The 21,884-nt window shown below is 61.6% G+C and carries 20 protein-coding genes and 1 pseudogene; 8 read left to right on the plus strand and 13 right to left on the minus strand.

Annotated features, from left to right (window positions below; genetic code table 11):
* Window positions 1–33: 33 nt before the first annotated feature.
* Window positions 34–576 (plus strand): DUF4142 domain-containing protein, encoded by a 543-nt coding sequence (locus tag QFZ94_RS36165; protein WP_410851568.1) that lies wholly within the window; start codon window positions 34–36, stop codon window positions 574–576.
* A gap of 51 nt (window positions 577–627) precedes the next feature.
* On the opposite strand, the gene QFZ94_RS36170 is transcribed toward QFZ94_RS36165, so the two are convergent.
* Window positions 628–1,614, minus strand: a complete 987-nt coding sequence (locus QFZ94_RS36170) for a hypothetical protein (RefSeq protein ID WP_429462836.1) — start codon at window positions 1,612–1,614, stop codon at window positions 628–630.
* A gap of 344 nt (window positions 1,615–1,958) precedes the next feature.
* On the opposite strand from QFZ94_RS36170, the gene QFZ94_RS36175 reads away from it, so the two are divergent.
* Both QFZ94_RS36175 and QFZ94_RS36180 read left to right on the plus strand, forming a co-directional pair.
* Window positions 1,959–2,363, plus strand: a complete 405-nt coding sequence (locus tag QFZ94_RS36175) for a DUF427 domain-containing protein (protein ID WP_429462837.1) — start codon at window positions 1,959–1,961, stop codon at window positions 2,361–2,363.
* A gap of 329 nt (window positions 2,364–2,692) precedes the next feature.
* Complete coding sequence (locus QFZ94_RS36180) at window positions 2,693–4,375, plus strand: alkaline phosphatase family protein (RefSeq protein ID WP_429462838.1); 1,683 nt, start codon at window positions 2,693–2,695, stop codon at window positions 4,373–4,375.
* Window positions 4,376–4,506: 131 nt separating this feature from the next.
* Here QFZ94_RS36180 and QFZ94_RS36185 read toward each other — a convergent pair whose 3' ends face one another.
* The 3 genes and pseudogenes from QFZ94_RS36185 to QFZ94_RS36195 all read right to left on the minus strand — a co-directional run bounded on the left by QFZ94_RS36185 (window position 4,507) and on the right by QFZ94_RS36195 (window position 8,220).
* Window positions 4,507–4,767 (minus strand): hypothetical protein, encoded by a 261-nt coding sequence (locus QFZ94_RS36185; protein WP_368585771.1) that lies wholly within the window; start codon window positions 4,765–4,767, stop codon window positions 4,507–4,509.
* Window positions 4,748–5,267 (minus strand): annotated as a pseudogene (locus tag QFZ94_RS36190) (DUF2778 domain-containing protein). Before QFZ94_RS36190 ends, QFZ94_RS36185 begins: the two are co-directional and overlap by 20 nt.
* Window positions 5,268–5,577: 310 nt before the next feature.
* A complete protein-coding gene (locus QFZ94_RS36195; protein WP_429462839.1) occupies window positions 5,578–8,220 on the minus strand; it encodes a glycosyl hydrolase family 28 protein in 2,643 nt (880 codons plus the stop codon).
* Window positions 8,221–8,770: 550 nt separating this feature from the next.
* Here QFZ94_RS36195 and QFZ94_RS36200 point away from each other — a divergent pair.
* Entirely contained in the window at window positions 8,771–9,382 is a 612-nt protein-coding gene (locus QFZ94_RS36200; RefSeq protein WP_429462840.1) for a LysE family translocator, read from the plus strand.
* A gap of 39 nt (window positions 9,383–9,421) precedes the next feature.
* Here the strand turns inward: QFZ94_RS36200 and QFZ94_RS36205 are convergent, their stop codons facing one another.
* The 3 genes from QFZ94_RS36205 to QFZ94_RS36215 form a co-directional block, all read right to left on the minus strand.
* Window positions 9,422–9,844: a PPC domain-containing DNA-binding protein gene (locus tag QFZ94_RS36205; protein WP_429462841.1), complete on the minus strand. Its 423-nt coding sequence runs from the start codon at window positions 9,842–9,844 to the stop codon at window positions 9,422–9,424.
* Window positions 9,845–10,061: 217 nt separating this feature from the next.
* On the minus strand, window positions 10,062–12,230 hold the full coding sequence (locus QFZ94_RS36210) for an amylo-alpha-1,6-glucosidase (protein WP_429462842.1): 2,169 nt from the start codon (window positions 12,228–12,230) through the stop codon (window positions 10,062–10,064).
* A 202-nt stretch (window positions 12,231–12,432) separates the two neighbouring features.
* Window positions 12,433–12,642, minus strand: a complete 210-nt coding sequence (locus QFZ94_RS36215; RefSeq protein WP_429462843.1) for a hypothetical protein — start codon at window positions 12,640–12,642, stop codon at window positions 12,433–12,435.
* Between the two features lie 166 nt (window positions 12,643–12,808).
* On the opposite strand from QFZ94_RS36215, the gene QFZ94_RS36220 reads away from it, so the two are divergent.
* From QFZ94_RS36220 to QFZ94_RS36230, 3 genes are all read left to right on the plus strand, one after another.
* Window positions 12,809–13,024, plus strand: a complete 216-nt coding sequence (locus QFZ94_RS36220; protein ID WP_429462844.1) for a hypothetical protein — start codon at window positions 12,809–12,811, stop codon at window positions 13,022–13,024.
* Window positions 13,025–13,205: 181 nt separating this feature from the next.
* The gene (locus QFZ94_RS36225; RefSeq protein WP_429462845.1) at window positions 13,206–13,622 is read left to right on the plus strand and encodes a hypothetical protein; all 417 of its coding nucleotides are present in this window, start codon (window positions 13,206–13,208) and stop codon (window positions 13,620–13,622) included.
* A 204-nt stretch (window positions 13,623–13,826) separates the two neighbouring features.
* Window positions 13,827–14,078, plus strand: a complete 252-nt coding sequence (locus tag QFZ94_RS36230) for a nickel-binding protein (protein ID WP_368585000.1) — start codon at window positions 13,827–13,829, stop codon at window positions 14,076–14,078.
* A gap of 104 nt (window positions 14,079–14,182) precedes the next feature.
* Here QFZ94_RS36230 and QFZ94_RS36235 read toward each other — a convergent pair whose 3' ends face one another.
* Both QFZ94_RS36235 and QFZ94_RS36240 read right to left on the minus strand, forming a co-directional pair.
* Window positions 14,183–14,383 carry a DUF6900 domain-containing protein gene (locus QFZ94_RS36235; protein ID WP_129962952.1) on the minus strand — a complete coding sequence of 67 codons (201 nt, stop codon included), beginning with the start codon at window positions 14,381–14,383 and terminating at the stop codon, window positions 14,183–14,185.
* Window positions 14,361–14,699, minus strand: a complete 339-nt coding sequence (locus QFZ94_RS36240; RefSeq protein ID WP_429462846.1) for a DUF6900 domain-containing protein — start codon at window positions 14,697–14,699, stop codon at window positions 14,361–14,363. The genes QFZ94_RS36235 and QFZ94_RS36240 overlap by 23 nt, the downstream gene beginning before the upstream one ends.
* Window positions 14,700–15,158: 459 nt before the next feature.
* Between QFZ94_RS36240 and QFZ94_RS36245 the strand changes: the two genes are divergently transcribed.
* On the plus strand, window positions 15,159–17,693 hold the full coding sequence (locus QFZ94_RS36245) for a penicillin acylase family protein (protein WP_429462847.1): 2,535 nt from the start codon (window positions 15,159–15,161) through the stop codon (window positions 17,691–17,693).
* A gap of 719 nt (window positions 17,694–18,412) precedes the next feature.
* Here the strand turns inward: QFZ94_RS36245 and QFZ94_RS36250 are convergent.
* The 4 genes from QFZ94_RS36250 to QFZ94_RS36265 form a co-directional block, all read right to left on the minus strand.
* Window positions 18,413–18,928: a mucin-associated surface protein gene (locus tag QFZ94_RS36250; protein WP_429462848.1), complete on the minus strand. Its 516-nt coding sequence runs from the start codon at window positions 18,926–18,928 to the stop codon at window positions 18,413–18,415.
* Between the two features lie 1,007 nt (window positions 18,929–19,935).
* On the minus strand, window positions 19,936–20,412 hold the full coding sequence (locus QFZ94_RS36255) for a hypothetical protein (protein WP_429462849.1): 477 nt from the start codon (window positions 20,410–20,412) through the stop codon (window positions 19,936–19,938).
* A complete protein-coding gene (locus QFZ94_RS36260; RefSeq protein WP_429462850.1) occupies window positions 20,409–20,696 on the minus strand; it encodes a hypothetical protein in 288 nt (95 codons plus the stop codon). Before QFZ94_RS36260 ends, QFZ94_RS36255 begins: the two co-directional genes overlap by 4 nt.
* 166 nt (window positions 20,697–20,862) lie before the next feature.
* Window positions 20,863–21,312, minus strand: coding sequence for a RidA family protein (locus QFZ94_RS36265; RefSeq protein ID WP_429462851.1), 450 nt, complete (start codon window positions 21,310–21,312; stop codon window positions 20,863–20,865).
* Window positions 21,313–21,884 lie beyond the last annotated feature (572 nt).

Below are 21,884 nucleotides of genomic sequence, written 5' to 3' on the forward strand. Positions count from 1 at the left end.
TTCATCCCGTTCCACTTCGTAGAGGAGAAAAACATGAAGCGCGTTACCGCCATTGCCGCGATGTGCTGTGGGCTTGCCGCTATCCCTCAGATCGCCGGCGCGCAAACCGAGGCCGCCTCGACCACGAGCGCCAATCCGCTGCCCCAGGCCGACAAGGACTTCGTGCAGGCGGCGAGCATGTCGTCGTCGACCGAAATCGACGCGGCCAAGCTCGCGACGAAGAACTCCAGCGACAAGGATGTGAAGTCGTTCGCGCATCACATGATGCTCGATCACACGAAGCTCACGATGCAACTGAAGATGGCTGCGCCACACGGCGTCGCGGTGCCGAAGGACAATTCCGACACCACGGTGCTGGACTCGCTGAAGAGCCTGCATGGCAACGCATTCGATCAGGCCTATATCCAGAAGATCGGCTTGCAGGGACACGAGGACGCGCTGAGCGCATTCAAGAAAGAAATTTCGGATGGCCAGAACGCTGATCTGAAGAAGGCCGCGCAAAAAGCGCTGCCCACCATCGAGGAACACTACAAGATGGCGCAGGATCTCGCGACGAAGAAGGGGGTGACGAAGTAGCGTCGACGGCAGGTATCCGCGCCATTCGTGCGGTCCGGTAAGCAGGCCGCGCTAGAAACTCATCGCGAATCCGAACGACACGCCGTGCACGTTGCGACCGAACACGTAGCGCACCATCGCGCGCGTGCGGGTGACGATGATGGGATACCTGCTGCTATCGAGTTCGAGGCCGACTCCCAGCGACGTGAGGTCGTTGAAACCCAGCACCCCGGCGCTGTCGCCGAAATAGTGCGAGTAAGCGGCTTCGAGCACATAGCGGACTGGTCGGTCCAGCGCGTGCCAGCCGGTGGGCGCGCGCCAGCGTGTCCATAGGCTCACTTGCTGGGCCGTGGCCGAGCCCTGAACGGCCTGCGATGAACCGCCGAAACTGCGCAGGTAGATATCGGTCGCCCGCAATTCGGCGTCGATTTCGTAGTTTTCGCGGTAGTGCTCGTAGTCGAGCATCAGGGAGCCGCCATAGCCGTAGGCATTGAGCGAGCCGTTCTCGAGGAACTGCAGGTTGCTGTCGGTGACGTGATTGAACAGCGTCTGCCCCACCTTCAGGTCGCTCGACACGCGCCCGATCGTACCGTTCAGGATCGGGCGGAATGCCAACTCGTCGGTGATGCGGAAATCCCAGCCCAGGCCGACCGTGCCGCTGAAGGTGTTCCACTTGGTGGGCACCGCACGCTGCTGGGCGCCATCCGTGGCGATGAAAATCGGATCGTAGCGGCTGTAGGCGAGCGTGCCCTCCATGTACAACGGAAACGACCTGCTGAGCGTGAAGCCGCCGCCGAATTGCGTCTGCCCGAAGCCGGGATTACCGGTCAGGCCGTTATTGACCGACAGATTGCTGGTCGTGACGTCCGGGACCGTCGTGTAGCTCATGATCGCGAGCACAGCGTCCGCGTGCTGCTTTACATTGCCGCCGATCACGGTGTTGCTCGACAATTGCCCCGGCACGACCTGCGCGTGCGACGGGCCGGACAGCAAGCTCAAAGGCAGAGCGGCACCCGCGCCCAATGCGCGAAGTGACCAACGCTTCCGAAGTGCCGGCATAGTCAAACAACCTCGCCATTTGTCGACGACGAGATTGCAGGCTGACTTGCAGGCTCATTTGCACACTCACGCGCGGCGTATCCAACGAGCATCACGCACTCCTGTCAGTCGGCTAATTGTGTTCCTCTTCCGCGAAGTCGCGATTCCGCTGCACTGAAGCACGTGCACGCAGTCGATGCAACTCCGGCGGGCGTTGCGCCGCTCACAGCACCTGGAAGGTCTGCGCTAGTATGTATAGAAATACCCGAAGTGAAGTAGTACGGCAATACGGGCATATCTTCAGTCGCTTGCCTTGGCGCTCGGCTCGGGCACGGACACCACCCACTTCGCCACGGAGCATCGTTATGTCCACCCATTCGGTCCCGAACGACAAACCCGTCAAGATCCCCGGCCCGGACCACCCGATCACGATCGAGCAGCACCGCGCACGCGTGATCGTGATGGCTGGCGGCCAGGTGATCGCCGATACACACGACGCGTTGACGCTGCGCGAGGCCCGCTATCCGGCCGTGCTGTACATCCCGCGCAAGGACGTCGACATGACCCGGCTCGAACGCACGGCGCACGCGACCTATTGTCCATACAAAGGCGAATGCGCGTACTTCTCGATTCCATCGGCCGGCGAGCGCGGCACCAACGCGGTGTGGACTTACGAGCACCCGTACGACGCCGTCGCGTCGATCCGCGAACACCTCGCGTTCTACCCCGACCGCGTGGACTCCATCACGCAGGAGCCGGCCGCTCATTAGGCGGACTCCCTCGCGTTATTTGCCCGGCAACCCGCGCGGCGTGGCGGTCCTTTCCGCCCCGCCCTCGAGGTATTTGACCACCGACCGACGAAACGGCACGGACTGCGATAACCCGTGCCGTTTTTTTATGCTTGACGACTCGCACGGATCACGCGTGGAATCGAAGCCGATTCACAGCGCCTGCGCGTCGAACGGATCACGCCGACCTTAACAATGCCTTAAGACTTCAGTATCGCCAAATAAAAAACCCAAGTCACGCAGATGACTTTTTTTACGGTTCAAATTCGTCCCGCTTTACCCGAATTCGTTGTCAAACAAAAGGACGAGACATGAAACCGATCACGAAATGGAAGCGTAAGCAAACCGCAATGTGCGCCGCCGTCGCACTGCTCGCCGGGCTGTACTCGGCGGTCGCGACCGCCGGCGATGATCACGATCACGGCCGCGATCACGAGCGCGATCGCGCGTCGGTCAAGCATGTGTTGCTGATCAGCTTCGATGGTCTGCATGAGCAGGACGTCGCGCGTTGCATCGGCGCAAACACCTGCCCCAACCTGGCGCTGCTCGCGAAGTCAGGCACCACGTATACGAACGCGCATACACCGGGACTGTCGGATTCGTTTCCGGGCCTCGCCGCGCTCGTGACCGGCGGCTCGCCGAAGTCCGCGGGCCTGTTCTACGACGTCTCCTACGACCGCACGCTCTATGCGCCGTCCGATATCAATTGCACGGGCCCGACCGGCTGGAATGTGGTGTTCGATGAAACGACCGGCATCGACGGCGAGAACGGCGGCGCGCTGATCCATCTCGACGGCGGCGGCGCGTTCAACCCGCAGGCGATTCCGCATGCGCTCGTCAACGGCGTCTGCACGCCCGTTTATCCGCACAACTACCTGAAGACCAACACGGTCTTCGAAGTGATCAAGGGCAATGTGAACGGCGCGCGCACCGCGTGGGCCGATAAACACGCGTGGGGCTACGACTGGCTCAACGGGCCGTCCGGCACGGGCGTCGACGATCTTTCACGTACCGAAATAAATTCGATCGATCCGGACACCAATACCTACTACCTCGACACGTACACGCACACGGAGAAGTTCGACAACTACCATGTGCAATCGCTGATCCATGAAATCGATGGCAAGGATTCGACCGGTCAAAAGAACGTCGCGATTCCGACTGTGTTCGGCGCCAACTTCCAGACCTTGAGCGTCGCGCAGAAGGCCACGGTCGCGTCGGGCGGCGGCTATCTGGATGCGAGCTTCACGCCGGGTCCGCAAGTGGCCGGCGCGATCGCGTATCTCGACGACGCGTTGGGACGCATCGTATCCGAACTGAAGCAGCGCAATCTCTATTCGTCGACGGCGATCATCGTGACCGCGAAGCATGGCCAGTCGCCGACCGATCATTCGAAGCTGGTGAAGAACGGCGATACGCTGACCAAGCTGCTCGAAGCGAACAACTATCTGGATTCGGGCGGCGCTTTTGGGCAGAACGCTACGACGAGCGGCAACCTGAACGATGGCACCGGACTCGTCGGTACCGGCATGGTGCAGACCGACGACGTCGGCCTGATCTGGCTGCGCGACCAAAGCCAGGTGGCCTCGGTCGTGAAGACGCTGAAAGACAATTTGAGCTGCAATGCGCCGGGCATTTGCGCGGACGGTCCGCAGGCATACATCCTGTCCGGCCCGCAACTGGCGAACCGGTTCGGCGATCCGTCGCGCGGCCGCACGCCCGACATCATCGTTCAGCCGAACCCGGGCGTCATCTATACGTCGAGCACGTCGAAGGACGAGGAGCATGGCGGCAACGCGCCCGACGACAGCCATCTCGGTCTCGTGATGTACGTGCCTCATATGCATCACGCCGGGCACGTCAACGACGAGCGGGTGCTGACCACGCAGGTCGCGCCGACGATCTTGCGTCTGCTCGATCTGAAGCCCGGGCTGCTGCATTCGGTCGCGATTGAAGGAACGCGGCCGCTGCCGGAGTTCGATCGCGAAGACTGATGGTTTGCTGTAGTCGACGTATTCGAGTAGTGAGCTGCGCCGCGATCGGTGTTGGAACGATCGCGGCGCGGTCGTTTTTGCGGGGTCGTGACGCGGGGATCGCGCGTGCCGGCGCGTGCGAGAGCTTGCGTTCAGTGTTTCGTGCTACGCCACCGCCATAGCTTCATGATCGCCACATACGCCAGCACCGCCACGATCAGTTCGATAGTCACCCACACTACGTAATACAGGTCATCAGGGTCACGCACACCGAGCCAATCGGAAGCCGCCCAATACGCATTCGACTCGGTTTCCGTCCACTCGTAGGGATACGGGCGGACGTAAAGAACTGATAGAACAAACAGTCCCAGAAACAACGCGAACTTGAACAGTCTACGGGCAAGTGCTGCCATATGTGATGACCTCAATTGTTCCATAGGCGCGCAGACCCGAAGTGCCCGCGGGGATTTTCGCGGTGTGCAGCAACGCATTGCGGATTCTCATGAAATCACTATGGCCCGGCAGGGTAATGCAACCAAGCGATGCGCCGTGCCCGCCTGCTGGATGCAACCGGAACTGGCCACGCTTGACTCCATTGACCCACGTAAAGTCGTCAATGCTGCCGTCATCCCGATACAGGGCGAACCAGTCACCGTGATTCGACGGATGAGCGAAAACTGCATTCAATACGTCTTTTCCCAATGCATAAGCCCTTGAACGGATACCGCCAGTAGGCCGGTCAACGATCCAGTACGTACCCGCGGGAATCGGCCCCTTGCCAGGCACTGCCGTGCAGCCGCCCCGATTGCGGTATTGCCGGTCACCCGAATAAGCGTCGAAGGTACCGATGCCAAAAAATGGTGAGCGGTGATAGGGGCTCGTTATTCACGAGAAATTTGCCGTTATAGGCCAATGTGTCACGCCTCCTGCTTGCGCTGGCTGTAGGTCAGTCGCCACTCGCAGGAAGGAAGTCATGGCGAGTAGCGAGGGAGCTATGCTAGGTGTGTGCTTCGTATGCAAGCATCAGACGACTCCGAAAAGCCTTACGATCGAGCAGCCCTCCCGACTTCCATTCAGTCAGGCTCAGGATACGCAGTCGCTCTCCGCAGCTTCACTGTCTCCTGCGACGACCCCCCCAAAAAAAAGCCCCACGGTCACCCATGAGGCTTCAGAAAAGACCCACAGCCTGACACCGCGGGTCCAGGTCTTTCAAGCAACCACGCTTACTTCACATTCGGGAAAACCGGCCAGGACGAAGCCTGATCGCACAGCTGCAGCTTCGCATTCTGCGAGACGATCGTGCCCGCCGGGTCCGTGTCACCCGCGGCGCCAGCGTCGTCGCTGCCATTGACGGTCAGGTTCAACGTATTCGTCGGGGCCGCGTACTTGCCCGCGCCGCTCGACGTGTTCGTCAGAATGCCGCCGGAGCCATGAGCCATCGACGAGCCAATCAGACTGACGTTCGCGCCGAGGTTCAGCGTGGCGTTGGCCGCCTTCGATTGCGTCGAGCCATCGAGTGAGCCGATGTTCACGACAGGCTTGCTCAGGTTCGCAATCGACAACGCGACGTCCTTGTCCGCAACCACGTTGTCCAGGTTCAGCTGGATCACGCTCTGCGTATTGGCGTAAGCCGTATCGGCATGCAGACCACGGAACGTCAGACCGCCGCCGCCGTTCTTGCCCGCAGCCTTGTTGGCCGGGATGTTCATCATGCGGATGTTGCTCAGGTTGATGTCGTGGAAGCTCGGCACCAGCCAGCCCAACCCCGTGTACGTGATCGGATCGGCGCTCGGGCCCGTGTAGTACATGTCGAACACGAGGAAGTCCTTCACACCGCGCATACATGCGCCGTCGTAGTAGATGTTGCTGACGTCGCCGCCGCGTGCCTGACCGCTCTTGATACGCAGGCCCACGATGCCATTGTCCGTAGACGAGTTGGTGCCATCGTAGACATTGTCGAAGTAGTTGTCGTAGAAGTGAATGTTGCGCACACCTGCGTTCGTGGGGCTGCCGATCGACAGACCATGGCCGTTGTAGTTGTGGTTGTGCGCCACCGTGATGCCGTACGTGCGGTTCGACGAAACGTCGCGGTTGCCGTCGATGGCCCACAGCATGTTGGCCGGCGTCGTCGCGCCCTGTGCCGACGCCGGACGCGGGTCCTGCAGACCGCCCTTGAACGCGACGTTGTCGTCCGACGGGCTCAGGAAGTTGTACACGATCGCGACGTTCTTCACGTAGCCGTCGAAGTACACCTGGCCTGCGGACGTGGTCTTGCTGCCCGTGCCGAGCGCCGCGTGTTCCGGACCTGCGGCAACGCTCGGGTCGACACCGTCGGTGTTCTTCACGCCCGTCGAGCTGGCGTCGATCGTCGCGCCCGTATAGAGGTGCGAGTACGAACCGCTGACGCCGTCGAAGGCATCGTTGTTCATGCCGACGCTCGCCTGGTTCGCCGCATCCGGCAGCAACGGCGTGATGATCTTGATGCCCCACACGGTGAAGCCGTCCACGCCGTCGGCTTCGACTGTAAAGAACGTGCTGTTCCGGAACGTGATCTGATACAGCGACAGGTTCTTCGACTGCTGCATCCACAGCATGCCGGGGTTGCCCTGGAAGCTGTACGGACCGCCGCCGATGTCCTTGTTGCCGTGGTACGAAATATCCCACCAGCTTGCCGGCACCCAGCGTGCGCAACCGGCCGTGCCGGCGGTACAGCCGCCGCCGTTGACCGTGTAGCCGCTCGGAATGCTGGTTGCCTGGCGGTTCACCACATAGGTGACGGCAGGTGTGGTCAGCGTCGTCTTGCCCATCGCGGTGACCACGTCGCAAGCAGTGCCTTCCGGTGCGAGCGTGCCCGCGCGGTAAGCGGCGATCGTGTTCGTGCAGCTGAACTTCGGCGTCGTCACACCGGAGATGTTGTTGCCCGAATACGTGAACGCCTCGGTGACGCCGGTTGCCCAGCGGATCATCGGATATTGCGGCGACGAACTGATCAGCGGCATGTAGCCACGCGCATCGATCGAGCCCGTGCCCATGATCGACGCGTTGACCGTATGCGTGCCGCGAATCAGCGGATAGCAGTTCTGCATGCCGCTCGTGCCCGCGATGGTCGCCGCGCCCGCGTTGGCGGTGCCGGCCGGCGCGGGAAGCCCCGCCGGGTTGTTGATCGCGGCGCCGCAGGTGATCGCGTTGGGCCGATCCTGCGCGGTTTTGTCGTACACGACCACGTCGCGGCTTGCGAACAGCGTGACGCCGTCGTCGACCCACAGCGTGACGCCCGACGGCAGAACCAGCGGGCCGCTGAGGAACGCATTGCCGGCGCCGCTGCTGTTCTTGACGAGACGCACCGCGAACCTGGTGGCCTTGTAGGTCGGGTTCGACAGCGTTTCGCTCGATGCACCCGCGATGTTGACGTTCGGATTATTGGCCGCCTGTTGCGTAGCGGCTGCCTGCTGGTCGGCCTGCGTGATCTTCGCGCCGACTTCCGCGTCGACGGAGGCGCCGCACGCGTCGAGCGCGGCCTGGATGCGCGCCTGATCTGGGTTGTTCAGCGCCGTGGTCGCGCCGCCGTAGGCGGCCGGTGTCGGGTCGGCGCTGACCGGCAGCGAGCCGTCTGCGTTCTTCACCAGGTTGTTGCTTGCCTGAAGCGTCGAGCAAACCTGCGTGTCCGCCGGCAAGGACGGCGAATCCGGCAGGTTCGTATCGCCGGCGTAGCGGCCGGGCGTCCAGACCGGGGATGTCGGCGAGGTCGGGTTGGTGGGTGGCGTGGTCGAACTCGAACCTGAGATGTTGTTACCCTCACCGCAACCGGCGACGGTCAAAACAAACAGGCCGAGTACCGCAAGCTCTCGGACCGAGCGCATCTTCATAAGTCATCTCCTTGGGGTGGATCCAGTGCGTGTTCCTGACAGGCCGCCCCTTCTTTCGCAGAGGCGGCGGGAAAGCGTCAGCGCGCACGGAACATCAATTTGTTATAAGACATCGTACAAGACACAACATAAAAACCCGCAGTTTTCCACACGACGCGCGACGGCCGAAAGCCAGATATCGCGCAGCTTATGTCGAGACAACCACCTGGCTTGCGGACGGATCTCAAGAGCGCAGACCGACAGGAGAGCTTTGCCCAGCGCTGGACCGCGCCACGAAGGTTATTTTCCGGTTACGACCGGCCACGCCCTAGGCGCACAGCCAACCGACTCCGCGAGCTCGCGAATCGGCTTGTCGGGCAATAGTAATATTCGTCATACAACGTACGACAAATCATGCTGTAGGAGCGGACGCTCCTTCAATTACAGTAAACCCGACCTTCCAATATCAGGGACACGGTTAGCGGGCCGGAAGCGCGGAAGCCGCGCCGGTATGATGAAAACGTCGCGCGATCGCTCGAACCCACACCCAACCCACCACGAGAGATTCCTCTTGCAATCCGTCAACATCCTGCTTGCGCTTGCGGGCGTCCTGTTGCTCAGCGTCGCGAGCCCGGGGCCCAACTTTCTGATTGTCACGTCGACGGCCGTTGCGTCGCGCAGCGCCGGCATGATGACCGGACTCGGGCTCGCCGCCGCGTCCGGCACGTGGGCCTTGCTCGCGATCGCGGGGTTGAGCCTGATCCTCTCGCACGTCACGTGGCTCGGCGCCGTGCTGCGGACCGCAGGCGCGCTCTACCTGATCTGGCTCGGCATCAAGATGATCGTGACCGCGCGGCGGCCGTTGTCCGCGGGCGTCGGCAGCGCCGCGTCCGGCTGGGCCGCGACGAAGAAAGGCTATTTCGTCAGCATGACTAACCCGAAATCCATCGCGTTCTACGGCAGCATCTTCGCGTTGATGGTGCCCGCGCATGCGCCGTTGTGGCTCGATATCGCGGTCGTGGCGCTGTCGATCGGCATCTCGTGCGCGTGGTACTGCGCGATGGCGTTGCTTGCATCGCATCCGGCGGTTCGGCGCACGCTGGTTCGCCGCAAAGCCGTGCTCGATACCGCAGCGGGTGCGTTGTTGGTCGGGGTCGGCGGGCGGATGTTGGTGGGGCGTTGAGCGGCTATCGGCGCGCGAAGGGTTGCCGCGTTCGCACGATCAGGCGGAATCGGCTCGCGGCGCACCGCCGCCGCCGCGAATCACGAGTTCCATAAACCCTGTCTGCGGATCAGGCTCCCGCGCGAACGAATAGCCCGGAACCGACACGAGCAACAACTCGACGGTGGTGCGCACCGTGCACCCGCGCGCCACATGACCGCCGAACACCTGCCCGCGCGCATCCGCGATCGAGATGTGCAGGTGAGCGCCATCGGGCGAGACGGAGCCTGCGAGGGTCAATATTTCGAGGTCGCCGCGAATTTCCGTCGGCGCTTGCGCGCCAGCGAACCTCAATACCGCAGCGTGGAGACTGCCGATGCCCTGGACGACGAAGGCAGCTTGCAGTTCGCGTTGACGAAGCGCGTCTTCGATGGCGACGCGTAGGTCGTCGCCGGGCGAGAGCCGGAGGGGATGTGCTTGCATGCCTGGGCCGTTTGAAACGCGGTGGACGCAGCGACTATGCGTGGACGGGGAAGTATCTCATAGGCATTTGTTGCTGCTGAGTCCGTGCGGAGCAAGTGCAGCTATCGGCGCGAGAACAGGCCAGGCTCGCAGCCGCGGTGGGACTGCTGTGTGCGCGGCCGTTCGGTCTTTTGCATAGCGGCGACCTTCCGAAACGTATGCGAGCGGGCCGCCGCAATCAAAGGCCTGCAGCCTGTTCTTCGCGCCAACTCGTCATCGGGCGCCGGCTCACGCTTTTGCTTGTCCCTTTCAACACTTCGAATTCTGTGCTTCCATCGGTTCGCGTGAACCGGATATCGAATATCTGCGCGCCTACCTTCAGGTTTCGCAAAGTCAGCGTGTCGATCCAGGGAGGCAGCACCGGGTCGACGTACAGTTGACTGCGCGGCGCGTCGGGCTGAAGACCCAGGATCGCATACACGAGCGAAAAGATCGAACCCGCGGCCCATGCCTGCGGCACATTTGCGCCTATGTACTGCACCGGAAAGCTCGCCTCCGTGCGCTGCAGGCCTGCAAATAGCTCAGGCAACTGGTTCAGCGCGAAATAGCCGCCTGCATCGCAGATGTTTTTCGCGATCCGTCCTGCCTCGTCGGCAAAACCGTAACGCTTGAACCCTTCGGCGATGAGTCCGTTGTCATGCGGCCATACGGCGCCCTTCTGATAAGAATGCGGATTGAAGGCCGGATGCTTCGACGACAGTGTGCGCACGCCCCATCCGCTATACATGTCCGGCTTCATGAGTCTTTGCACCACGCGGCGCGCGCGCTCGGGCGGAACGATTCCCGACCATAGACAGTGGCCCGGATTGGAGGCGATGCTCATCACGCGTTGCTTGTCGCCATCCAGGCAGAGCGCATAGAAGCCGCTGCGTTCGTCCCAGAACGCGTCATTGAATCGCTCGTACATGTCGGCGGCTTTCGCGCGCAGCCTGCATGCACGGCGCTTCTCGCCGAGCACATCGTAGATCGCGGCCATACGAAGCCATGCGTCATACACGTAGCCTTGCAGCTCGCAGAGCGCCTTCGGTCCTTCGACGAGCGTGCCGTCCGGATACACCACGGCATCTCCGGCATCTTTCCAGCTCTGGTTTTTCAGGCCGTCCGTCGATCGCGTCTCGTACTCCTGAAACCCGTCGCCGTCACGATCGCCATAGTGGTCGATCCATTTCAGGCACCGCTCGGCGTTGGGCAAATGACGGATCAGCAATTCACGGTCGCCGGTGCAACACCATGCGGTATGGAGCACGATCAGGAATAGAGCCGTCGCGTCCGCGGTTCCGTAGTACGGCGTATGAGGAACGAGCCCGAGCTTTGCCAGTTCGCCCCGCCGCAGCTCGTGCATGATTTTGCCCGGCTCGGCGTCACGAAAGTCGTCACGCTTCGTGGCTTGCCGTGCGCCGAGCGCCGCAAGCGTGCCGCGCGCGAACCCCGAATAAATCAGCGCCGTCTGCAGCGAGGTAATCAGACTGTCACGTCCGAACAGCGCGACGAACCACGGCAAGCCCGCTGCGGGAATCATTAGACGCCTGCCATTCACGTGCTCCGGCACGCGCAGCGCCGCGACATCATCGGTCGCCTGACGAAACAGACGGTTGAATGTTTCGTCGCTGCACTCGAGCGACGGAATCGCGCGTTTCCATTGTGCGAGCCGCTTTCCTTCGGGCGACGGTTCGCCGGCCGCGCCACAGCGCTGCGGCGCGCGTACGGCGCGGCCGTCATCGTCTATGTCGTACTTCAGGCAACAATGCCAACGCGCGCCGGGTCGCAAGCTCACACCAAATGTGATGCGGCCGTTTGCATAAGCCCCTCGCGTGTGGCTATCGTGCACGCTCAGACTAATGCCGCGGCCAAAGTGCCCATTCTGGTAACTGGTCTTCAGATGTTGCGTGTGCTCATTCCAGGTGGTCACGACACGACCGCGACGAACCACATGTCCGGCCTTGACTTCGAAGATGTCCGCGAAATCGCTACGCACCGCGATCTCTAGATTGAACGACACCGTATGCAGGCCGTGATTGGTCATGTCGATGTCCTCGTGGACTCCACCACCTACATGACGGGTCAGTATCAGGCTGACCGTATGTTCCTCGATTCGGCCGTCCTCGCTGTCGAGCGGACGATTCGCGAGACATGCGCGCATCAAAAAGGACTGCAGCGCTCCCGAGCTGAGCAGATCCCAGGGCTCGCCATTGGCGAAGATCGTCCAGTTGCTGATAAGACGCGTGTCCTGGAAATACAGACCTTTGCGCGACCCGCTGATGATCTGCCCGTCCGGCTGCGTGAGCAGGACCGTATGTCCCTGATGGATGGCAATCTGCGGCGGGCCGATCCTTACCTCGAGCGACATGTCAGTGCCCCTCTAAACGACCAGGCGAAATAGCGCATTGCGCTCGGGTTTCCGTATGGATGTTTCGGAACCCTCCTGTGATGAGAGTCAGCAACACTCGCGCCGCCGTCGCTCAGGAAAGGTACGGGGTGCAACCGCGCCTGTTCGGGACCGCGTTATGCTACCGGCCTCGATTCAAGTCGGAGCGCTGTGGTTGCCTTGCTCACGCCAGCCCGCGACCCGGTATCCGTGCGAGACTCAAGGCGACGAGAACGCCGAACGGCAATACGATCGCCGCAACGCCGAAGCGCTGAACACCCGCCGCGCCCGCCAATGCCCCGAAGACAAAGAGCAGCAGTTGAAGTGACAACTGCCCGAACACGCGATCGGTCGGCTCATGCTTTCGAAACAGCAGCCGTTCGACCAGTGCCACGATCCAGCCGGTGTAGTTGCTCCGTCTTCGACGATCTGCAGTGGCTCGACGAATCATCGGCGGCGCTGCTGCACTTCGTGCTGCGGCGGCTGGACCGCGAACTGCCAGTTGTCTTTGTCGCCGCTGCCCGTCCCGCCGAAACGGACGAAACCGGTTTGCAAGGACATTGCTGCAATCATTGGGGCGCGACAGCAAGGTGACGCGCATTGAGCTACCGCCACTTTCTGCTGACCAGGTCGCCGTGCTTATCGACGCATCGGGAAGCGATGTCCGAGTCGAACAGGCGATCAAAAGCAGCGGCGGCAATCCGCTCTTCGTGCTCGAATTAACGCGCGCGAAGCTAGCTCATTCGGCGCCTCGACGCCCTCTGTCGAAGCATTGATCACGGATCGGCTCGCAGCGCTCGATGCGCGCACACGGGATCTGCTTTCGTTCGCTGCTTCTATCGGGCGCGGGTTTGCTCCCGAGCAGCTCGCGCAACTGCTCGATTGTCCGCTTCCTGAAGTACTTTCGGGTCTTTCCGAACTACAACGTCGGGAAGCTTTGCAGCCACGCAAACCGAGATGGATTTCGCCCACGACCTGGTACGTCAGACGGTCTATCGAATGCTCCCGCAGCCACACAGGCGCGCAATCCGCCATCAGATCGCGCGACAGCTGCTGGCTGCGAGCGCAAACGACCCGCGCCTGCACGGCAAAGTGGTTCATCACGCGACGTTGGCGGGAGACTCGCGCATGACGGCGATGGCATGCGTCAAAGCCAGCAATCACTGTCTGGCAGTCTTTGCGGGATCCGAGGCTCGCGCTGTGGCAGATCGCGGTCTGACTCATGCACGTTCACTACCGCAGGGAAGCGAGCGAGTCCGGCTTGAAATCCGACTGCTCACCGCGCGGCTCGTGGCTCTGGCGAGTTCGGGCGACGCGTGTCCGCCATCGATGGAACAGGAACTCGAGCAAGCCATTCAGGGCGGTCCTGGTTGAGGCGGCGCTCATCGCCGGCGAGATGAAACGCGCCATGTCCGTTCTATCTTCATTGCGTGAGTTGCTGGCACACAAGCCGATTACGCCCAGGGGCCAGGCCGCACTACAAAGGCTTGATGAGCGCCATCCCGTGACTAGAACGATCGTTCAAACGCAGACATAAATTGCGGCGAGTACAGGCGCTGCCGCAAAGGGACATCAGACATGTCGTACGTCGTCGTTGAAAGGAGTTTTCCGACGCCACAGTCGGATGCGGATTTGTCCGTAGTGGAAGACCGCCTTGCAGCGTGCAGCGATTTACACGGCATCGTCTGGAAACGCAGCGTGGTTTCAATCGATCGCATGCACATGATCTGCGAATATGAAGCGCCGGACGCTGAAACCGTCCGCAAGGTGCAGCGGGAAGGCAGCTCCGTCTTCGATCATATCTGGTCGGGCGACGTCATCGAAAGCTGACGCCACATGCGCTTTTGCATGGACCAGGGCAAGAACAGAGGAACGCGACGAAACTTGTGCTGCGGGTCGACGGCGACGACCGAGGTCCTTCGTCAGCCGTTCCGTCAGTGGAGCTCGGCGTTGTATCCGACGTTCAGGCCCATCCGGTACGCCTGCTCGAGCGCGCTGGCGATGTCCCGGACCCGGACCATACGGAGGTCGGCCGCGGTACGTCCGCGTTCTTCCAGAGAGTCGAGCGCCATCGTTTCCGCGGCGATCGCCTGAAGCGCCAGCCAGTGAGGATCATTCCGGGAGGTCGCACTCATGTTCGCCTCCTTGCGGTTCCTTACTCGCGCAGGTACGCAGCCACTCGGTGGCGGCAGCCCGCACGCCATCCAGCCCGTCACGACAGACCAGTTTGGACGGCAAGGCCTGTCCCTGCTCCATGCGACTCACCCGGTGGCCCATCAACAGGCCCAGGTCGTAAGCCCGCTCGAGCGCCTGCGCGAGGCTGGCGATTCGCACCAGATGGACGTCATTCGTGATCTTTCCCGACTGCACCAGCGAGGGTACGCCTAGTTCTTCACGGGCAATCGCCGCAAGCGGCTCCCAGTGTTCTTCGTTTCTTTCTTTCAGTTCCATGCCGAGGACCTCCTTCGCTGTTCAATCTTACTGACTGTAAGTTTATGATCTTGGAAGCAAGTGCCCGGATGGCATTCAGCCGCACCTGGAGTAGGCAGTCGCTTAACTCGCCGTCGCCTTCGCGATCAAGCGGCGGGCTTCGGTCGGCGGCGCACCGCGCGGAATGCGCGATCAGAAGCAGAGCAGCGTCGAGCGCTGGCTTCTAGCTCCGCGATGCATCAGGCGATGCGCGCGAGTGTGCAAGAAAGGAAGGCTTTGAAACCGGAGGTCACATAAGCTGGGTGCCCTTTATGGAGGCCACGAAGCCTCACTTCTCGGAAAAAAATCCATATCATCCGGAGCGCGACGATGGTCATTGTCTGGCTCCAGCGACGTCCACGCATATTGTCGGCACCCGACCATGCTATGGTCGCAAGGCGATCAGGTTGCCGTTGCAACAAGCATTGGACGCCCCCCTGCATGATCCACAATGATCCGTTCGAGCCATTCCCGCAAAAGCGGCGTCGCGCGTGGCCGCCGATTCTGCTGTGCGTCGTAGTCATCGCTTTGGCCGCGTTGGTGGTGGCAGCCGGGTTGACTCTGCGGGCGAGCCTGCCGCAACTCGACGGCACGCTCTACGCGCCGGTATCCGCAACGGTGACGATCGCGCGCGACGCGCTCGGCGTGCCGACGGTACAAGGCAGCACGCGTGACGACGTCGCGTATGCGACCGGTTTCGTTCACGCACAGGACCGCTTCTTCCAGATGGATTTGCTGCGCCGGGTCGCCGCCGGCGAGATGGCCGCGCTCATCGGTCCGGCTGCGCTGACACTGGACCGGCGCGACCGGCCCATGCGTTTTCGCGAACACGCGCGGGCGGCACTCGCCGCGTTGCCCGCAGACCAGCGGCAACTGATCGAACGCTATGCGGCGGGCGTCAACGACGGCCTGCGCTCGCTACGCGCCCGGCCGTTCGAATACTGGCTGCTGCGCACCGAACCGGTCCCGTGGCGCGCTGAGGATACGTTGCTCGCCGTCTATGCCATGTACATCGACCTGCAATACGGCCAGATCGCACACGTGCTGTCACGTGCGGCAGTGAGCGAGCGAGTGCCTGCCGACCTGCTTGCGTTTCTGCTGCCCGCAACGAGCCGCTGGGATGCTCCACTCGACGTGATGCGCGCATTCACGCCGTCGCCTACCACCCTGCCCGCTACACCACCGCCGTGGCTGCCCGCAACACGGTCCGCCGCGGACTTCGACACGGAGGCCATCGCGCTATTGAGCGGCGTGCCCGGATTCATCGACGATGTAGCCCCCGTCAGTTCGATGGTCGGCAGCAATGGATTCGCGGTCGACGGTGCGCACGGCGTGGACGGCCGCGCGCTGCTCGCGAGCGACATGCACCTCGGCTTGTCGCTGCCGAACATCTGGTACCGGTTGTCGCTGATCTATCCCGCGCCAGATGGCGGGGCGCGGCGCATTACGGGGGTGAGCCTGCCAGGTACGCCACTCGTCGTGGCCGGCAGCAACGGCCATATTGCCTGGGGATTCACGAACAGCTACGGGCGGTTCATCGATCTCGTCGAACTGCTGCGTGCCCCGGACGATCCGCTTCGCTATCGCGTACCCGACGGCGGCTGGCAGACGGCGCAGGTGATCCATGAGCGCCTCGACGTGAAAGGCGGCGCGAGCGTCGATCTTCCGGTCGTGCAAACCCGCTGGGGGCCCCAGATCGTTGTTGGACCTCATGCTTATGCCTTGCATTGGGTTGCGCAGGATCCGCAGGCGATCAACGTGAACCTCGTGCAGCTCGAAAGCGTGTCGAACGTCGCCGACGCGTTGCACGCTGCGCAGACCCTCGGCCTGCCAACGCAGAACTTCATGGCGGCCGATGCACAGGGCCGTATCGGCTGGACGCTTGCCGGTCCCCTACCGCGCTTTGCCGATGCGGATGTGGATGCCACCGCGCTCGCGAGCTTCCCGTTCCGCTCCGACACCTATAGCGGTTGGCAAGGGTATCTGCCGCCCGATGAGTACCCGTTGCGCATCGATCCGCCGGCGGGCCGCATCTGGACTGCGAACAACCGGACGTTGCCGCCGGACGAGGCAGCACGTATCGGCGATGCGGGCGCCGATCTCGGCGCACGTGCGACGCAGATTCGCAATGATCTGCTCGCGTTGCCGCATGCGACCGAGCGCGACATGCTGGCGGTGCAGACCGACGACCGGGCTTTCTGGATCGAACACTGGCGACGCACTGCGCTCGACGCGCTCGACGCGACCTCTCTCAACGGCCATCCCGAACGCGCGGCATTCCGCCGGCTCGTCGAAACCTGTGATGGCCGCGCGGATGTGACTGCGGTCGGCTACCGGCTGGTGCGCGCGTTCTACTACTCGCTGTACGACGCCTGGTTCGGTGCGCTCGACAAGCAAATGACCGCGATCGCACCCGAACTCAGCTATCGCGCTGCGAACTCGCGTTACGAGGCAACAATGGAGACGCTCGCCGGCCAGCACGCGTGGATACCCGAGGGTTTCGCGGACTGGCGCGCGTTCGTGCTGGATCGGATCGACCGCTCGATCGCGCAATTGCCGAAGGGCACGAGGCTTGAAGATGCACGCTGGGGCGAGCGCAACCGCTCGGCGATCGCGCATCCGTTCGCCCGGATCGTGCCGTCGTGGCTGCCGTGGGTGCGCAGCTGGCTCGGCACGCCGGCCGATCCGCTGCCGGGCGACATCAATATGCCGCGCGTGCAGTCACCCGTGTTCGGCGCATCCGAGCGTTTTGTGGTGTCGCCAGGGCATGAGCAGGACGGCATCTTCGAGATGCCCGGTGGACAGTCGGGCAATCCGCTGTCGCCGTATTTTCTCGCCGGACATGAAACGTGGGTGCACGGCGATGCGGCGCCGTTCCTGCCTGGCACAGCCGTGCATACGCTCAAGCTCAACGTGGCTGACACGCATCACGCCTCCGTTATGGGCGGGCCTTTGATCATTCAGAACCCTCGCTGACTCAAGGCACCTCGAAGACGCTGCAGACCCAGGCGCCCGGGAAGCCGTGGAACTTGCCGACGGCGATGACGCAAACATGCCGGCTGTGACAACCCTCGAGGCGGCAGGCATCCGGATGCGGGAGGATGTATTCTGCCGGGTGCAATTCGCGAACATTGCTCGTGCGGCACCGAGTCGATCTGGACATGGATCAATGCCGTCGGTCGTTCGGTCAACGATGAGCCGTCAACTGGATGCGCACGGCGCGCGATATCGGCTCCAGGCAGTGGCTCTATTCCCTCGGCCGCAAAATCGAGCGATTCCTGCAGGTCGCGACTCGTGCCCACTGACTGTTGCACCGGTATCATCCAGCGACTCGAGTTTCCCCAGTACCGGACCGTCCCAAGTGCAGGAGAACAAGGCCGCCAAAATCGCTCGAATCGCCGACGGACAGCGGAAACCGAATGGAAAGCGCCCAATGACCGCAACGGCCGACAATCAACACTTCCAAACGGCGAATTTAATGGCCGGTTCCTGAGCGGAACCGACGCTTGAATGTCGGAGCGGCGGTGCAAACGAATGACGCTTGATGGCCGCTCGCAGTCTTATCCTCGCCGCATCGATCGTGCTGCCGCCCATGGCGCGATAGGTCCCCGGCTGAGGCTCCGGCACCGGTTACGCAACTCCCGGTGCCGGGTGCGAAACAGGGGCGGTATAACGATTGCCCGGAGTACCAACCGTCAATCTTCGCTGACTTCGCCGTCTTGTTCGACGGCCGGTTCTACCGGATCGGCCGCCGGGTTCTCATCAGCGGGTGCGCCGGCATCCTCTGTCGAACTTTCAGCTACCTGCGCATCAACGGCGTCGCCTGACTCAACTTCCGCCAAACTTGCAACGTCGCTTGACTCGGCTTGCGGAATATCTGCAACGTCGCCAGACGGAGCTTCCACCAGATCCCCAATGTCGCCCGACTCAGTTACCGCCGCATCCGCAATGTCGGCTGACTCATCTACCGCCGCGTCCGCAACGTCGGCTGACTCATCTACCGCCGCATCCGCAACGTCGGCTGACTCATCTACCGCCGCATCCGCAACGTCGGCTGACTCATCTACCACCGCATCCGCAACGTCGGCTGACTCAGCTACAGCCAGATCCGCATCCTCCTCTGACGCATTGGGCTCCTGGATTGACTCATCGGTCGGCGTCGCAACGATCTCATCCGGCACGCCAGCCGTGCCGTCCACATTCAGTGTCATCGAAATCCTCATAAGGTCGAGTTATTGGTAAAAACCCCCAAAAGGATTCCCAATGAAATGCGCGTCGCCAACGGGCGACTTTTTTATCGCAGGCCGCTTGGCCAGCGTGGGAGAGCACATAGTCTCACATGGCCAGCCCGACAATGAATCACAGCATGGACGCATTCGATATTGATGTGTTCGCAAGCGAACACATCGCAGAACGCGCATAAAAGCCTAAGTGTTCCGCCGTATGTCCGCACGCGAGCCCTCTTGCAAAGGTCGGCCCGACAACTCCAAGATGTTGCGGGAAAACGAACACAACGGCCAGCGAGGAAACGTCTGCGCCGGGATGTGCTGCGACGGTCCATCGGAACGTCGCGCACTCCCTCGAAGCCTCGGCGGTCAGCGCGTTTCCAGCCGAAACTTGTCCTTTGCCCACGATGCGTAAGTACGCTCCGATGTCTCGCGCCGCATCCGGGCAGACTCTTTCGCATCCTCGACTACGACGTAACGCAACGGTTCGGTATCAGCCCTAGTCGCCTCTACAACTGCTTGCGCTGCGTCCTGTTCCGTTGCGAGCGTACTTTAGGAGCCTGCATATACAGTTACATCGTTCGATCCACGCGATGCCGAAGCCGAGGGAACCGGTATTTGCGCGGCCTGTACAGCGGTCCTATGTACAACCTGTTCGAGACCAATGTGTTTGGCGCGATGTTGGCGATGCAAGTCGTCATCCCCTGCTTCAGAGCAATCGGCGGCGGCAGGGTTATCAATATCAGCTCCGACTCACCACCTTGACGGAAGCGCGTGACTGCCGTTGGAGCCGCGACAATACTCGGAACAGGACCGGCCGGCTACCTTCCGCCCGGACGCCCGGTCATCAACTCAATGCTGCTCGATGGCCTATACGCAATTTTCGGCCATCGCAGACGTTCAGGGATTCCCACCGCAAGTCGGCTACTGACCGGCGATTCATACTTCGCCAGCCGCGAATGTCTGATTAGCTGCGAGCGGATGTGAAGCGGTCAGTCGGCGATTCCGCACTCCGGCCTTTGCGGCGCATGCAGCGAAATCTCATTGGCTACGGCTTGGCCGAGTTCTGACCAGTTCATCGGCAACCGCACAAACACGCTGTTATTGTTGTCCGACGAGATACAAAGCTTGATACGACTGACGTGATCGTTGGCACCGTATTGAACATGAAGGATTCGCGTGGTCGCCGATGGGTGCCATACCACCTTTCCGAGAAAGTACGAGCGGGCACTGCCCCGTTCGGAGGGATCAATGACCAGGTCGAAATAGGCGGTCAGGAACGTGTGAAGCGCTTCTTTAGTCATGTCAGAAGGTAATGGCTGCGTCCTTGAGTTCGATATGGACTGCCATGCTAGCAAAGAACCGATTTTCAGCGACCCAGCAGCCAAATGCCTGGCGGCCGACCGTCCGAGACGGGCCGAACTCGATATCAGCCCGAAGCGGGCGTCCTCCTGCATGCTGACGATCATTCCCTTGCAGGAGACGAATATTCCCGCAGGAGCATATCGTCTATGACCCGCTGACCCGCGCTACAGCCCGTCATGAGTGCAGTCGCTTCCGTTCCGAACGGCTTCTGGGTATCTTTCATCAGGCGGATCGGAGATCCCAGCGAAGCCGGCAACCCCTTCCCTTCGATAGACACGATTGCGACAAAGCCGGTCGGAGGCGACAGCACGGCGCTGCCTGACGACTCCCACACGAGCTCAAGGTCAACGGTTATTTCGAAGCCTTTGTAGGGGTAGGTCCTTTGCATATCGTGTGGTAGATCGTTCTTTGGCGCGCTGGCGTTCGGTGCGCGAAAATAACCGACCCGACTCCGATGGGAAACCCTTGATCGCGCGCTTCGCGATTTCGCTGAATCGACGGATTAACGGACGCTTGCCGAAGCGGAAGCGCGTGGTGTTGCCGGGAGAGCTGTCTTATCCGCCTATTCCTACGACTGCGCGCAAGATGACTGGCTGTCCACCCCGCAGCGAAACAGCACCAAGAACGGAACGAGAATGAACGCCGGCGGCCCCCAAAACTTCCACCAGGAGGTCGGATGCACCATCGAGAACCTGGGCGTGCCCTTTGAAGTCATCCGATGCATTGATGAATCCTTGGAGCTCGATGAATTGCCCTATACGGTTCAGCGAGCCTAGCTCTTCGCGCAAGACAAGAAGCAACTCCAGCGCAACCTCTCGGGCGATGCGTTTTCCCTCGTCCAAGGCGATGTCGACACCCAGCTTGCCGTCCACAACTCTCCGAGAAGATTTCCCAGATAGGAACAGCAAGTCGCCCCATCGAGTCACATTCCTATAGTTTGCTGCTGGGGCGCTAACACCGTCATAGCCTTCAGTCAACGCGTCAAGCTTCTCGTCAGCGCTCATTCGATTCAATCCCTTGGTCGGTTTGAGTCGCTCGATTGTCGCCCAATGTTGCGAGAATACTTATGGCAAATTTTCCTTTGCTAATGATCTAAACGTTGATGTTAAACGCTGCACCGACGAAAACGCGGCACTGCACCGAACGTCTCGTTCCTTCCGAGAGCACCGGTTTGGCGAGCTTACTCCCGAGCTGACGCAGAACTCTTCAATGGCCGCTTTCGGACGAAGGAGCCGAGTACGGACTTCCGGCCAATTTTCAGTCGTTCGCTCGCGCCCGCCGATGGTCACTCAAATGTCGGCTCGAGAGGCAGCAGCGGTCCCTCACATATCTAGCTGATACGAATCTGTTGATAGATCGGAATCTCGAGGCCGCGCAACGGAGGTTCTAGCGACTGAACGGTGTAGACACGGCGAAGTGTCGATGCGTCCGTCAGAAGACTGAGCCTCCTGATGCATTGCGACAACAACATGATTCGCGAGACCAGTAATCATTCGAGGAAGGGCTAATGACCCCCCTGTCACTATCGGAGGCATGATTCGCACCGGATTCCGAGCTCGCCCGCAAAGCGGCGGTC

Source organism: Paraburkholderia sp. JPY465 (genome assembly GCF_050436725.1).
In the GTDB taxonomy this organism is placed as follows: domain Bacteria; phylum Pseudomonadota; class Gammaproteobacteria; order Burkholderiales; family Burkholderiaceae; genus Paraburkholderia; species Paraburkholderia youngii.

Coding starts and splice junctions, on each gene's coding strand:
- QFZ94_RS36185 (WP_368585771.1), bottom strand. CDS start 4,767: ATGGCAGCACTTGCCCGTAGACTGTTCAAGTTCGCGTTGTTTCTGGGA.
- QFZ94_RS36230 (WP_368585000.1), top strand. CDS start 13,827: ATGTCGTACGTCGTCGTTGAAAGGAGTTTTCCGACGCCACAGTCGGAT.
- QFZ94_RS36235 (WP_129962952.1), bottom strand. CDS start 14,383: ATGAGTGCGACCTCCCGGAATGATCCTCACTGGCTGGCGCTTCAGGCG.
- QFZ94_RS36240 (WP_429462846.1), bottom strand. CDS start 14,699: ATGGAACTGAAAGAAAGAAACGAAGAACACTGGGAGCCGCTTGCGGCG.
- QFZ94_RS36180 (WP_429462838.1), top strand. CDS start 2,693: ATGAAACCGATCACGAAATGGAAGCGTAAGCAAACCGCAATGTGCGCC.
- QFZ94_RS36265 (WP_429462851.1), bottom strand. CDS start 21,312: ATGAGCGCTGACGAGAAGCTTGACGCGTTGACTGAAGGCTATGACGGT.
- QFZ94_RS36165 (WP_410851568.1), top strand. CDS start 34: ATGAAGCGCGTTACCGCCATTGCCGCGATGTGCTGTGGGCTTGCCGCT.
- QFZ94_RS36175 (WP_429462837.1), top strand. CDS start 1,959: ATGTCCACCCATTCGGTCCCGAACGACAAACCCGTCAAGATCCCCGGC.
- QFZ94_RS36255 (WP_429462849.1), bottom strand. CDS start 20,412: ATGATCGTCAGCATGCAGGAGGACGCCCGCTTCGGGCTGATATCGAGT.
- QFZ94_RS36260 (WP_429462850.1), bottom strand. CDS start 20,696: ATGCAAAGGACCTACCCCTACAAAGGCTTCGAAATAACCGTTGACCTT.
- QFZ94_RS36195 (WP_429462839.1), bottom strand. CDS start 8,220: ATGAAGATGCGCTCGGTCCGAGAGCTTGCGGTACTCGGCCTGTTTGTT.
- QFZ94_RS36245 (WP_429462847.1), top strand. CDS start 15,159: ATGATCCACAATGATCCGTTCGAGCCATTCCCGCAAAAGCGGCGTCGC.
- QFZ94_RS36250 (WP_429462848.1), bottom strand. CDS start 18,928: ATGACACTGAATGTGGACGGCACGGCTGGCGTGCCGGATGAGATCGTT.
- QFZ94_RS36170 (WP_429462836.1), bottom strand. CDS start 1,614: ATGCCGGCACTTCGGAAGCGTTGGTCACTTCGCGCATTGGGCGCGGGT.
- QFZ94_RS36205 (WP_429462841.1), bottom strand. CDS start 9,844: ATGCAAGCACATCCCCTCCGGCTCTCGCCCGGCGACGACCTACGCGTC.
- QFZ94_RS36210 (WP_429462842.1), bottom strand. CDS start 12,230: ATGTCGCTCGAGGTAAGGATCGGCCCGCCGCAGATTGCCATCCATCAG.
- QFZ94_RS36225 (WP_429462845.1), top strand. CDS start 13,206: ATGGATTTCGCCCACGACCTGGTACGTCAGACGGTCTATCGAATGCTC.